A 13251-nucleotide genomic window follows, 5' to 3' on the forward strand; every position below is an offset into this window, starting at 1 on the left:
TTGCATCATCGCGCCGGCGCGCGATGCCTCAGGAATGCGCGGATCAGGCGCGGCTTGCGACGCCCGCCATCTCCAGCACCGGCAGTTGCGCCGGATGGGGAATGGCGACGGGCAGTTCGGGTTCGACTTCCGTCACGCGCCCGCGCATGCCGTGATTGGCCGCCCAGATCGCCGCCTGGGTCCGGTTCTTGACGCGCAGCTTGCGCAGCACGGCCTTCACATGGACCTTCACCGTCGCCTCGCTGATGTCCATCCGCTTGGAGATGACCTTGTTCGGGCATCCCATGATGAGCCAGCGCAGGATTTCCAGTTCCCTGTCGGACAGGCAGGCCGCATCCACCGGGCGTTCGACTTCCAGGGCATCGGTCAGGCTGGGCCGGGATTGCAGTTCGTCCGCCAGTTGCGGTGGAAGGACGCGCTCACCCATGGCCACCAGCCGCAGCGTCGCCACCAGCCGGTCGCAGGAGATTTCCTTGACGATATAGGCCAGAGCCCCCAGCCGGAACGCCTTCAGCATGATCTGGAAATCGAATCGGTCGGATAGAAGGACAAGGTAGGAACAGGGAAAACGTTTCTGCAGAACCGACAGCGTCTCGACATCCATCGCGTCGGTTCCGTCGTCGATCAGCAACAGGGATGGTTCGGTATCTTCTTCCGGCACCTCGACTTGCTGAAGCACCGTAGCCACGTTGGGATATTGGGTTACACGGAAATCCCGTTCCATCAGGATGCGGCTAAGCCCCTCCCGAACGATCGCATTACCGCACAACAGACGCACATTAACTGGGTAAGACATTGGGTGGTCCCCTCATGATCTCTTCTACGTCCGTAAGCAGGCCCCAAACGGAATGTAGAAGACCAGTAATCAAATGCCTGTAGTGCGACCCTTTCTTTTCGTTTCAACAACTTATCAGTAACATATTTGTGCCGTGAGAGTCCCCGAATGTACAATGGAAATTTCGGGTGCGCGCGACAAGGCGTTAACACATTGTTAAGTTGCTGAATTTTTCTTACCACTTGTGCAATATGCTGCGCCAGCGGCAGTCAAACTTACCACTTTGGTGGTATCGCAAACGGTCTAGGGCCCCGTTGCCACATCGTTTCGCAAATGAAGCGATTCGCCCACGAAGTAACACATGTTAATTAATTTGTCGAACCAGAACAAAAGCTTCAGCGGCGGAACGATAGACGGTTGCGCCACGTAGCGTCGCGAGGGCGCGAATGGCCTCTATGGACCGCTCGTCGGGGCTGGCTTTCACCTGCGTCCGGAACGCCTGGAAGGCGGCGATCTTTCGTTCGATCGTCTCGCTGATGTCCACGAAAATGTTCGGAATGAAGGCGGGCGTGACGCCGGGGGCGAGCCAGTTGGTTTCCGATAGCGTCTCATAGGCCATAACGCAGCTCGGCCCGCCGGGCCCACGCGGCCGGGCATGGACCAGCGCTGCGTTGAAGACGATCTGATGATCGAGGTGGATGTCCCCGATGAAGGGGATCAGCAGCAGGTCGGGCTCGATCCGCGACAGCGCCTCCGACAGCGCCGCATTGAGTTCGCTTCGCCTGATCTGATCCAGCCCGGCCGCCGGGAAATCCAGGAACCGGGTGTCTGCCACGCCGATCATCCCGTGGGCGCGCAGGGTTTCGGAGCGTATCTGCCGCACCAGCTCTTCGTCGAACAGCGGCGGCTGGCCGCGGGTGACGACGACGACATGCACCTCCGCCCCAGCGGATGCCGCCCGCGCCATGGTGCCGCCGCATCCCAATATCTCATCGTCGGGATGGGGCGCGACGACCGCGATCCGGCGGGCGTTGAACGGCAGCGACATCGGCTAATCCCCCAAAATGGCGTGAAGCTTGGGCGGCTTGTCCGGGCCGCTCCATTGCGTGACGATAAGGGCGGTGGCCTGACCGCAGAGCACGGTGAAGCCGTCCGCCGTCCGCGCCACGACCTGTCCGGGCAGGGCCGCGTGACGCCCGCCCATGTCCGACGGCGCCGCCGCCCAGATCCGGAGGTCCGCGCCGCCCAGCCGGGTGAAGGCGCCGGGATAGGGGCGGCCCGTGGCGCGGATCAGGCGCAATATGTCGCCGGCCGGCCGCCGCCAGTCGATCAGCCCGTCCGCCGGGGTCCGGCGCGCGGCCCAGGTGGCGCAGCTTTCGTCCTGGACCATGCGTGGCATCTCCCCAGCCGCGATCCGTTCCAGCGCACGGTCGAGCATGACGGCCAGCGCCCGCATATGCTTGGCGTAGAGGGTCGCCGCCGTTTCGTCCGGCGCGACATGGAAATATTGCTGGTCGACTATGTCGCCCGTGTCCGTCCCCGCATCGATCCAGAACAGCGTTCCCGCCGTGATCGGTTCCTGCTGCAATATCGTCCAGGGAATGGCCGCGCGGCCGCGCAACCGGGGCAGGGCGGCAGGATGATAGCCGATCACCCGGTCGCGAAAGAGCGCGCGAAAGGCGGTCCCGCAAATCTGCGACCAGCCCATGACGAAGGCGATGTCCGCGCCCGCGTCCCGGATGGCGGACAGCGATTCCTCCCGGTTGATATTGTCGACATGGATGACCGGGCAGCCCCGTTCCCGCGCCGCCGGCCGCAGGTCGACATGATCCGAATGGCGCCCGGCCAGAGCGGGATCGAGCGTGACGATGGCGGCCATGTCCCATGCCGGGTGGCGGGCGATCGCTTCGAAGGCGATCCGGGTGGTTTCAACTGCCCCGATGAGGAGGGCGCGCTTCGTCGGCATGCCAGTCGATCCTTTTTTCACCCCCGACCACCACCAGCAGCGTGCGGGCGATGATCTGCGCGTCGAGGCGGGCGCTGCGGTGCCGCACATAGCGGAGGTCGAAGCGCAGCTTTTCCTCGATGGTCAGCAACGTGTTGCCGCTGACCTGCGCCAGACCCGTCAGGCCGGGCCGCACCCTGCCGCGCTCCACGCCGTCGCGGCCCATGGCGGCGATGCTGTGGGGCAGCAGCGGCCGGGGGCCTATGAAATCCATGTCCCCCCGCGCGATGTTGATCAGTTCGGGCAGCTCGTCCAGCCGGAAGCGGCGCAGGAACTGCCCAACAGCCGTGACCCGCCGGGCGTCGGGCAGCAAGGCCCCGTCGCTGTCGCGCAGGTCGCGCATGCTGCGGAACTTGATCATGGCGAAGGGCCGGCCGCCCAGGCCGCTTCGGACCTGACGGAACAGCACCGGCCGCCCCAGGCAGAGCAGCACCAGCAGGGACAGCATCAGCAGCAGGGGGGCAAGCAGCGCGAAAAGGCCGACCGCCAGCAATCCCGCCGGGCGCAGACAGGCGGTCATGCGCGCTCCGGCACCAGCAGCGCGGGCGGAGGCGCTGGCATGGGCATCGCACTGGCCGCACCGCGCAATTGCATGATGTCCAGCAGCATGGCGTTCACCTTGTCCACATCATAGATGTCGACCGCCGTCCGCCGGGCGGCGGCGGCCATGGCCGCGACACGCCGTGGATGGGCGATCATCGTTTCCATGGCGGCCGCCAGCGCGGCCCCGTCGCGGGGCGGCACGAGCAGGCCGTTGACGCCATGCCGGATCGGCTCGCGGCAGCCGGGCATGTCTGTGGTGATGACGGGCCGCCCGGTCGCCAGCGCCTCCAATATCGTGCGCGGCAGGCCCTCCCGGTAGAAGGACGGCAGCACGAACGCATGGGCGGACGCGATGAAGGGCCGCACGTCACGCGTCTCCGGCAGGAATTCGATCAGCCCCGCCGCGCGCCATTGGTCGAGATCGGCGGCGGTGTAGCCGGTCGGATTTTCCGTCTCCGGCCGGGTCAGCAGCAGGAAACGCACGTCGGGGCGCCGGGCCCGGACGATCCGTGCGGCATCGACATATTCGCCCACGCCCTTGTCGCGCATCAGGCGACCCATCATCAGGAAGGTGAAGGGCCCTTCCGGCAGCGCCTGCTCGGCAAAATGGCGCACGTCGATGCCCGAACCGGGAACCTGCATCACCCGCTGCGACGGCGAAACGATCCCGCTTTCGCGCATCAGCCGATGATCGTCGCCGTTGAAGACGAAGATGCAGCGCGCCCGGGCGACGCCGATCTGGTAGAGCCGGGACACGACGGCGCGCAGCCAGCGGCGCTCATCCGCCTCCTCGCTGAACACATAGCCAAGGCCGCTCATGATCGCGAAATAGCGCGCCCGGCTCCACAGCCGTGCCGCCAGACCGCCATAGATGATCGGCTTCTGCGTATAGGCGACCACCACATCGGGCCGCTCGGCCCGCATCAGCCGCCGGTAATGCAGCAAGGTGCGCGCATCGTGCAGCGGGTTTGTGCCCGCCCGCGCCATCGGCGTCCGGCGGAAGCGCACGCCCATCTGCGCCAGCCTTTCCAGCACCTCCGGCTCCTCGTCCGGGGCGCAGGCGACGACCTCATGCCCCTCCCCGACCATCCGGGCGATCAGCGCCCCGCGGAAATTGATCAGCGACCAGGACAGGCTGGAGAGGATCACGACTTTCACGGCGCTTATGCCCTCCGGTTTTCCATATGTTGCTGCGCAGGATTACGCCGCCGCTTCAGGTGGGCGGACAGATCCAGTTCTTGAAGACAGCTATCACAGCCCGCCCCGCAGCCCGGCGGTGCATCGGTAGATTACCCCTTTGAGGCAATCCGCCTCCCCTCCGCGCCTGCCAGCCCCTGTCGTTCGGCGCCATCGAGCCTGTGGCATAGCCCCAATGGGCGGAAGGGCGCGCCGGTCGGGTTGCGCATGGGATAAAGGATAGTGTCCGCTCGACCGATTACCGCGATGCACCCGTTCCGATAGCCTTGGCGCCACCGTCGGTTGCGGACGGCATGCAGGGTGGCGCCTCCAGGCAGCCCTCCGCCCCCGCAACCGGCGGACCATGGACTCGGAGACATCGGAATGCCGAACATCGCATCAGCCAGGCCGGACGGGCAGGACAGCGTTGCGCAAACGCCGCCCGCCGCCATGCTCCTGCGACTGGACGCAGCCGCGCGCGCCTTCGCCGCGCGGGGCGCCACGCGCTTCTGGGCGATCAGGCTGGCCGTCATCCTGGCGCTGGACGCGCTGATCATGCTGGGCAGCTTCGTGCTTTCCCGGCTGATCCTGTCCGACCTGCCCATGCCCCGGACGCTCCTGGAACCCTGGTTCATGGCCCTGTTCGTCGGCGTGAACCTCAGCGTCCTGTTCGTCGTCGGCACCTATCGGCAAAGCTGGCGCTTCCTGTCCATCGGCGACGCGCTGTCGCTGGCGGCCAGCCTGCTCGCCAGCAGTTGGCTCATATGGATGATCACCGCGGGATTGCTGGTGCCGCAGAAGATGATGCGCGGGCCCATGACCGTCTTCCTGACCGTCGACGTGCCGCTGACCGTCGCGGCGCTGCTGGCCGTGCGCGTGCTGCGGCGGCAGTTCTTCAAGCATGTCCGCTCCGCGCGGCTCCGCCGGACAGTGCAGGCGCGCCGGCGCATCCTCCTGCTCGGCGAACTGGACTGGGCGCGGGTCATGGCGGACCTTGTCCCCACCGACGCCCATTCTGGCCTGGAGATCGTCGGCGTCATCTCCTTCGACGGGCATGAGCGGCGGCTGCATGTCGGCGGACTGCCGATATTGGGCTCGCCCGAGATGCTCCCCCGGATCGTCGCGGACCTCGACCGCGCAGGCCGGCGACCGGTCAGCCTGGTGGTGCAGGAAAGCAGCGAGCGGCTCGACCGGCAGCAGATATTGCGCATCGCGGCGCTGGCGGAGCAGGAAAATCTGGTGGTCTCCCGCTTCCGCAATCCCTGGACCAGCGCCCAGCCGCTGAGCGGCGACCGAATGGCGATAGAGAAGATGCCGCTCGCGGAATTGCTGGGGCGGCCGGAAATCACGGTGCAGCACAGCTATCTGGAACGGGTGGTCACCGGCGCGCGGATCATGGTGACGGGCGCGGGCGGCACCATCGGCGGCGAGCTGGTGCGCCAGCTTGCCTATTACGCCCCGGCGGAGATCGTGCTGCTCGATCACAGCGAATATAATCTCTACGCCATAGAGATGGAGGCGCGGGAGAAATTCCCCCATGTCCGCTTCCACGCCGAACTCTGCTCGATCCGTCAGCGCCCCGCGCTCTGGCAGGTGTTCGAGCGGCGGCGGCCGGAGATCGTCTTCCATGCCGCCGCGCTGAAGCATGTGCCGATGGTGGAGGCCAATCCCTGCGCCGGGGTGCACACCAATGTGCTGGGCACCCGCAACGTCGCGGACGCGGTCTGCGAATTCGAAGCCCGCGCGATGATTCAGATTTCGACCGACAAGGCGGTAAACCCCGTTGGCCTGATGGGCGCGACCAAGCGGCTGGGCGAGCTATACTGCCAGGCGCTCGACCTGATCGGCAGTTGCGATCCGGACAGTCCGCGTTTCCTGACGGTGCGTTTCGGCAATGTGCTGGGGTCCAGCGGCTCGCTGATCCCGCTGTTCCAGCAACAGCTTGCCAGCGGCAAGCCGCTGACCGTCACCCATCCCGACATCGAACGCTTCTTCATGACGGTGCAGGAGGCGGTGCTGCTGATCCTGCAAAGCAGCGCCCGCGCGCTGGAAACGGATTCGGAACGCGGCACCATCTTCGTCCTCGACATGGGCGAGCCGGTGAAGATCGTGGAGATCGCCCGCCGCGTCATCCGCATGGCCGGGCTGCGGCCGGAAATCGACGTGCCGATCAAGTTCATCGGGCTTCGTCCCGGCGAAAAGCTGTTCGAGGAGCTGTTCGACAGCAGCGAGGACAAGATCGAAAGCGCCATTCCCGGCATTTTCGAGGCCATGCCCTCCCCCATCCCGCTGGAGATGCTGGTGGAGGGCTTCGCCCAGCTTGCCCGGTTGATCGCGGCGGGCGACGCGGATGAGCTGGTGCGGCTGACGCATGAGATGGTCGCGGCCTCCGCCAGTTCGCGCTGGGCGGAGATATTGCGGCGGCTGGCGGCGGAAAGTTCCGACACGCTGCTGATGATGCCGCCGCGCCCCACGGACATTCCAGCCGTCCTGTCCTCGCCGCTGCCGCGCGATGTCGCCTGACTTTTTGGGGGAACAATGATGCAAGCCGCGCCTGCCCAAACCCAGATTCCGCCCCAGCTTCCGCTCCGCCTCAGTCCGCTCGATCATGCCGCGCTGCGTTGGCCGCAGCATGAGCCCGACGAGATCGCGGCGGTGACGCGGATTCTGGAGACCGGGCGGGTCAATGCCATGGTCCATGGCGAGCAAAACCGCGCCTTCGAGGCCGAGTTCGCGGCATTTTGCGGCATGCCCCACGGCATCGCGGTCAGCAACGGCACGGTCGCGCTGGAACTGGCGCTGCGGGCATTGGGCGTCGGCGCTGGAGACGAGGTGATCCTGCCCTCGCGCAGCTTCTTCGCCAGCGCGGCCTGCATCGTCGCGGTCGGCGCGACGCCGGTCTTTGCCGACATCGATCCGGTCAGCAACAATATCGACCCGGAATCCGCCCGCCGCATGCTGTCGCCGCGCAGCCGGGCGATAATGTGCGTGCATCTGGCGGGCTGGCCCTGCGACATGACGGCGCTGCGCGCGCTGGCCGATGAACACGGCCTGTGGCTGGTCGAGGATTGCGCGCAGGCGCATGGCGCGACCCTTCACGACCGGGCCGTGGGCAGCTTTGGGGATGCCGCCGCTTTTTCCTTCTGCACCGACAAGATCATGTCCACCGGCGGGGAAGGCGGCATGCTCCTGCTGCGGCAGGAAAGGCACTGGAAACGGGCCTGGGCCTATAAGGACCATGGCAAGAATCCGGACAAATTCTTCGCGCCGGCCACGACGAACGGCTTTCGCTACCTGCACGACAGCTTCGGCAGCAACTGGCGGATGACGGAGATGCAAGCCGCCATCGGGCGGGCGCAGCTTGCCAAACTGCCCGGTTGGCTGGCCGCCCGCCGTCGCAACGCCGCGACCCTGATGCGGCTGCTGCGCGCCAATCGGGCGGTGGAGGTGCCCGAAATTCCTGCCGAGGTCGGTCACGCCTTCTACCGGCTCTATGTGACCATCGCCGCCGACCGGCTGGGGGAGACGGGAACCACGCCGATCATAGGCCGTATGGCGCAGATGGGCATGCCCGTGGGCAGCGGTTCCTGCGCCGACATGACGGGCGAAGCCGCCTTTACGGACCGGCAGGTGCGCCGCGACGGCGCCCTGCCGGTGGCGCAGGATCTTGGCCGCCGCAGCATCGCCTTTCCGGTCGACCATCTGCTGGACGAAGGCGACATGCATCGCCTCGCCAACTGCCTGGAGATCGCCATGGCGGAACTGCCATCCGGACGAAGAGGGGAAAGAGGATGACCAACGACCGCCTGCCGCATTTCGTCATCATCGGCGCCGTCAAGGGCGCGACGACCTGGATCCACAACCAGCTTCAGGACAACCCGGCCATCTACCTGCCCGCGCCGGAGCCGCATTTCTTCAGCCAGGACCATGCGCGCGGCCTGGACCATTACCGCCGTTTCTTCGATGGCGCCCGGCCCGACCAGATGCTGGGGGAAAAGTCCGCCGATTATCTCGCCCATCCGGACGCGCCCGCCCGTCTTGCCGCCGTCCTGCCCAGGGCGCGGCTGGTGGTGCAGCTCCGCAATCCGGTCGACCGCGCCTATTCGGATTACAAGATGCTGTTCCGGCGCGGCACGGTGACGAAGGGGCCGGAACATTATCTGGACGGGCGGCCAAGCGACCAGCCGCGCTTTCTGGAGGACGGGCTTTACGCCAGGCATCTGCGCCGCTGGCTCACGCATTTCGATGCCGAGCAGATCAAGGTGCTGCTGTTCGAGGATGTGAAGGCCGCGCCCGAAGCGAGCGTCGCCATCGTCAGCGACCATATCGGAGCGCCCTGCCATTATTCGACGCAGGTGGGTGCCGACCCGCGCAACGACAGCAGCGAAAGATTCCTGCCCCTGCCCGTGCGCACCGCATTGGCGCCATTGAAGGAAGCGGTGCGGCCCCTGCGCGGCAATGCGATGTTCGAAAAAGTGCGCGGCATGTTCGCGCGGCAGATCGCCTATCCGCCCCTGCCGGCGTCGCTCCGCCAGCGGATGGTCGATTATTATGCGCGGGACATCGCCGATCTGGAGGAGCTGATCGGACGGGACCTCAGCCATTGGAGGCAGGATAGGAAACTGGCTGCCTGACGGTAGCTGCTCCTGCCTTCAGGCGCACGATATGGCAGGCACGCCTCCTTCGTATCACCCCCAAAGCGCTCCGGCTCTCGCCCCTTTTTGCCCGTCCGCCAGCCGTTATTGCCCGCCCCTGAATCAGCCAAAGGGCTTAAACTTCCGCCCTATCCATCCAGAGGGGACACAGATGCGCAACCGGCTTCATCATCGCCTTTTCCTTGGCCTTTTCGCCCTGACGACGGCTTGTTCGAGCGGGCTGTCGGGCCTGGCCAGCCTTCCGCCCGCGCCGACCGTGGCCTATCGCCTGGGCGCGGGGGACGAGGTGCGGGTGGCGATTCCGGGCCTCAGCGGGACCGATTCCGGCGACAGCAGCTACACGATCAACGATCGGGGACAGATTTCCCTGCCGGTGCTGGGCGATGTCGACGCGGGCGGCAAGACGGTGCCGGAATTGCAGGCCAGCATTGCCCAGCAATTGACCCAGCGCCAGTTGCTCAATGCGCCCACCGTCAGCGTGCAGCCGGTGAAGCTGCGCCCCTTCTATGTGCTGGGCGAGGTGAAGAGTCCCGGCGAATATCAGTATCGCGCGGGCATGTCGGTGCTGGCGGCGGTATCGGTTGCGGGCGGATACACCTTTCGCGCCGAACAGGGCAGCGTCGCCATCACCCGCATGGTCGACGGGCGGCAGGTGGTCGGCCGAGCGGGCGAGCGGGACATGATCCAGCCGGGCGACACGCTGCGCATCTATGAGAAGTGGTTTTGATGCGCCGCCCGGTATTTGGTCCGGCCTCGGGGGGCGCGGCCGCCCTCTTGCTGATGGCCGCCCTGCCTGACGCCCAGGCGCAGGACATGGACGCTTCCGACCCGTTGCAGGGCGAACCCGCCGCGCTGTTCGAACCGACGCCGCTGGCGCTGGGCAGCGCGACCGTCAGGATCGGCGGCAGCGCCCGGCTGGAATATGACAGCAATATCTATGCCCAGGCCTTTGGCGAGAAGGACGATTTCCGCCTTCAGGTCCGCCCCTATGTCGACCTGCTGCGCAAGGGCGGCGCACTGGAGCTGACCGCGCGGGCCGAGGGGGATTTCCGCAAATATTTCCAGTATGACAAGGAAGATGCGGTGGGCGGGCGCCTGTCGGCCGGGCTGAACTGGAACCCGTCGGCCGCCGACCGGCTGAACGTCGCCGCCGGTTGGCAGCATATCATAGAGGATCGAGGCGAGCCGGAGGGCAACACCCTGCCCGGCATCGGCCCGCGCGAACTCAATCTGGTGGAGGGCGACCTGTCCTATCTGCATCAGGGTTCGCGTATCGGATTTCTGTTCAAGGCGACCGGCGCGCGGATGCGCTACACCCGCGCCATAGACGAGGAGCGCGACCTGGATGCCGTCGGCGGCCTTGCGCGGGTGATGCTGCGCGTGTCGCCGCTGACGAGCCTCTTCGTGGAGGGCGTCGCGGCGCATCGCGATTTCCGCCTGGCCCCCGTGCCAGGCCAGTTCAACCGCGATGCGTCGACCTATGGCGGCCGGGTCGGCATCGCCATCGATCCGGGCGGCACGCTGCGCGGCGATGCCGCGGTGGGCGTCTATCGCCTCGACGCGAAGGACAGGCGGATCGAATCGCAAACCCGCATGTCGGTGCAGATCGGGCTGACCTATGCCCCTCGCCCGCGCACCACCATCACGCTGGACGGCTTCGTCGGCAATGTCGCCACCTACAGGACCGGGGTGCAATCGCGTGAGGACATGCGCTTCCGGCTCGGCATAAACCAGGAAATCCGCCACAATCTGAGGGGGCGGCTGGGGATTCTCTACCGCCGCAGCAAATATTTCGGCGTCGACGACACCGACAATCTCTATGGCGTCACCGGCGAACTGGAATATGCCGTCAACCGCCGGGTCGCGATCGCGGCGACAGCGCGCTTTTCCAAACGCGACAGCAGCGTCGCGCTGGACGAATTCGACCGCACCCGCGCCGGGCTTGAACTGCGCATCCATTATTGACGCGCAGCCGTGCCGGGGTGGGACAGGACTGATCCAAAGCGCCACCCCCTAACCCCTTCGCGCAATGGACTCGGGATCGCCCGCCAAAGACACTGGCCCCGCATAACAGCGTGATTATACAGGACCCCGCCGCCATGCTGGTAAGAGCATCCAGGCCACCCATGCTCGCCTTCGTCCTTCCGGGGCTGGGCGCCGGCGGGTCGGAACATATCGTCAGCCTGCTGTGCAACCATTTCGCGGCGCAGGGCTGGAGCATCACCCTGATCGTGTTCGAGGAGCCGTCCGCCCCCTCCTATTACGCCTATCATCCGGAGGTGCGGATCGTCAGGCTGGGCATGAAGTCCCGCCGCCGCGCCGCCGCGACCGGTGCATTGGCGATGCTGCGGCGGCAGAGGCTGCTGAGGCGGGCGTTGAAGGCGGTGCGGCCGGAACTGGTCGTGAGCTTCCTGACGCGCACCAACATCCTTTCCGTCCTGGCCGCGCGGTCGCTGCATATCCCCGTGATCGTGTCGGAACGCAACAATCCCGCGCTCCAGACCGTAGGGCCGGTCTGGAGCCGGCTGCGGCAGATGACCTATCCCCATGCCGTGGGCCTCATCACCATGACGCAAGGGGCGATGGACTGGTTCAGGGGCGCCATGGACGTGAAGGGATGGGTGATCCCCAATCCGGTGCCGCCTGCCGGCGCCGCGCCGGATCGCCGGTCGGACGGCCGCACTATCGGAGCCGTGGGGCGGCTGGTGCCGCAAAAGGGCTTCGACCTGCTGCTGGACGCCTTTGCCCATGTGGCGCAACGCATTCCCGACTGGAAGCTGGTGATCTGGGGCGAGGGGCCGGAGCGCGCGGCGCTGGAGCGGCAGCGCGACCGGCTGGGCCTGGCCGGTCGGGTCAGCCTGCCAGGCGTGACAGAAAGGCCGGGCGACTGGATTCCCCAGACCGACCTGTTCGTCCTTTCCTCCCGCTTCGAAGGCTGGGGCATCGTCGTGGGCGAGGCCATGGGCGCGGGCCTGCCGGTCGTCTCCTTCGATTGCCAATGGGGTCCGGCCGAAATGATCGGGCATGGCCGAAGCGGCCTGCTGGTGCCCAATGGCGACGGCGCGGCGCTGGGCGACGCCATCGTGGCATTGTGCGCCGACCCGGCGCGGCGCGCGGCGCTGGGACAGGCGGCGCGGGAGCGGATGGCCGATTTCGGCCATGATCGGGTGCTTGCCCGCTGGCAGTCGGTCATCACCAGCATTCTCGACCATCATCGCGTGAGGGCAGGATCATGAACATGATGTCGCTGAAGGGCTTTGCGCGGGCGATGCGTCGGCGGCTGCGGGACGAACCGCCATTGCGGCTGGCGGCGGCGCGGGCCGACGCCTTTCTCGTGTCCTACCCCAAGAGCGGGCGGACATGGCTGCGCTACCTGCTCTCCTGCTATTTCGCGGAAAGCGCGAAGCTGGGCTTCGAGCCCGATCTGACCAGCACCTTCCGCATCCTGCCCAATTTCGACCGCGATCCGGTGCGCGGCATCGACGCCTTCATCGGGCGGGCGGGCGAGGCCGAACTGCCGCTGATCCTGGTCAGCCACCTGCCCTATCGCGAGCGGCTGTTCCTCGACCGGCCGGTCCTGTTCCTGGTCCGCGATCCGCGCGACGTGATCGTGTCCGCCTATTTCCACGCAACCCGGCACAAGCATAGCTTTTCCGGCGACATGGCGGCTTTCCTCGATGAGCCCAAATATGGGATGGCGACGCTCACCGGCTATCTGAACGGCTGGGCGGCGGGGCTGGCGGGGCGACCGCATCACCTGATCAGCTATGAGCATATGCTGGCCGAACCGATGCCGACCGCCGCCGCCATCCTCGCCTTTCTGGGCGTCGAGCCGCAGCCCGACATGCTCGCCCGCGCCGTGGCCGCCGCGCAGTTCGACCGGATGCGCGACAAGGAGCGGGAAAGCGGCATTCCGGGCCATGATTATGACCGCAAGGACGACCAGAGCCTGCGCATGCGCAGCGGCAAGGCGGGCGCCTTCGGCGAGTGGCTGAGGCCCGACCAGGCGGATCTGGTGCTGGAACGCTGCCGCGCCGACCTGTCGCCCCGCGCCCTGGCGCTGCTGGCGGCCACCGGCGTCGACCTGGCGCGCTGAT

At 66.6% G+C, this 13251-nt stretch carries 12 protein-coding genes; 7 read left to right on the forward strand and 5 right to left on the reverse strand.

Features of this window, described 5'->3' with window-relative positions:
• Positions 1-43: 43 nt before the first annotated feature.
• The 5 genes from A0J57_RS07690 to A0J57_RS07710 all read right to left on the reverse strand — a co-directional run bounded on the left by A0J57_RS07690 (position 44) and on the right by A0J57_RS07710 (position 4481).
• Positions 44-796 carry a response regulator transcription factor gene (locus A0J57_RS07690; RefSeq protein ID WP_025550792.1) on the reverse strand — a complete coding sequence of 251 codons (753 nt, stop codon included), beginning with the start codon at positions 794-796 and terminating at the stop codon, positions 44-46.
• Positions 797-1139: 343 nt separating this feature from the next.
• Positions 1140-1823 (reverse strand): PIG-L deacetylase family protein, encoded by a 684-nt coding sequence (locus A0J57_RS07695; protein WP_061934912.1) that lies wholly within the window; start codon positions 1821-1823, stop codon positions 1140-1142.
• Between the two features lie 3 nt (positions 1824-1826).
• Entirely contained in the window at positions 1827-2741 is a 915-nt protein-coding gene (locus tag A0J57_RS07700) for a formyltransferase family protein (protein ID WP_048577224.1), read from the reverse strand.
• The gene (locus A0J57_RS07705) at positions 2704-3300 is read right to left on the reverse strand and encodes a sugar transferase (RefSeq protein ID WP_061934914.1); all 597 of its coding nucleotides are present in this window, start codon (positions 3298-3300) and stop codon (positions 2704-2706) included. Before A0J57_RS07705 ends, A0J57_RS07700 begins: the two co-directional genes overlap by 38 nt.
• The gene (locus A0J57_RS07710; RefSeq protein ID WP_061934916.1) at positions 3297-4481 is read right to left on the reverse strand and encodes a glycosyltransferase family 4 protein; all 1185 of its coding nucleotides are present in this window, start codon (positions 4479-4481) and stop codon (positions 3297-3299) included. The genes A0J57_RS07705 and A0J57_RS07710 overlap by 4 nt, the downstream gene beginning before the upstream one ends.
• A gap of 402 nt (positions 4482-4883) precedes the next feature.
• On the opposite strand from A0J57_RS07710, the gene A0J57_RS07715 reads away from it, so the two are divergent.
• From A0J57_RS07715 to A0J57_RS07745, 7 genes are all read left to right on the forward strand, one after another.
• Positions 4884-7022 (forward strand): polysaccharide biosynthesis protein, encoded by a 2139-nt coding sequence (locus tag A0J57_RS07715; RefSeq protein WP_061934918.1) that lies wholly within the window; start codon positions 4884-4886, stop codon positions 7020-7022.
• Between the two features lie 15 nt (positions 7023-7037).
• The gene (locus A0J57_RS07720; RefSeq protein WP_061934920.1) at positions 7038-8294 is read left to right on the forward strand and encodes a DegT/DnrJ/EryC1/StrS aminotransferase family protein; all 1257 of its coding nucleotides are present in this window, start codon (positions 7038-7040) and stop codon (positions 8292-8294) included.
• Positions 8291-9133 (forward strand): sulfotransferase, encoded by an 843-nt coding sequence (locus tag A0J57_RS07725; protein ID WP_061934922.1) that lies wholly within the window; start codon positions 8291-8293, stop codon positions 9131-9133. The genes A0J57_RS07720 and A0J57_RS07725 overlap by 4 nt, the downstream gene beginning before the upstream one ends.
• A gap of 172 nt (positions 9134-9305) precedes the next feature.
• Positions 9306-9881 carry a polysaccharide biosynthesis/export family protein gene (locus tag A0J57_RS07730; protein ID WP_061934925.1) on the forward strand — a complete coding sequence of 192 codons (576 nt, stop codon included), beginning with the start codon at positions 9306-9308 and terminating at the stop codon, positions 9879-9881.
• Between the two features lie 86 nt (positions 9882-9967).
• The gene (locus A0J57_RS07735; RefSeq protein ID WP_235600810.1) at positions 9968-11119 is read left to right on the forward strand and encodes an outer membrane beta-barrel protein; all 1152 of its coding nucleotides are present in this window, start codon (positions 9968-9970) and stop codon (positions 11117-11119) included.
• Between the two features lie 161 nt (positions 11120-11280).
• On the forward strand, positions 11281-12390 hold the full coding sequence (locus A0J57_RS07740) for a glycosyltransferase family 4 protein (RefSeq protein ID WP_025550776.1): 1110 nt from the start codon (positions 11281-11283) through the stop codon (positions 12388-12390).
• Between the two features lie 2 nt (positions 12391-12392).
• Positions 12393-13250, forward strand: a complete 858-nt coding sequence (locus A0J57_RS07745) for a sulfotransferase domain-containing protein (protein ID WP_235600811.1) — start codon at positions 12393-12395, stop codon at positions 13248-13250.
• Position 13251: the final 1 nt, after the last annotated feature.

The sequence above is a fragment of the Sphingobium sp. 22B genome (assembly GCF_001580035.1).
Taxonomy (GTDB): domain Bacteria; phylum Pseudomonadota; class Alphaproteobacteria; order Sphingomonadales; family Sphingomonadaceae; genus Sphingobium; species Sphingobium fuliginis.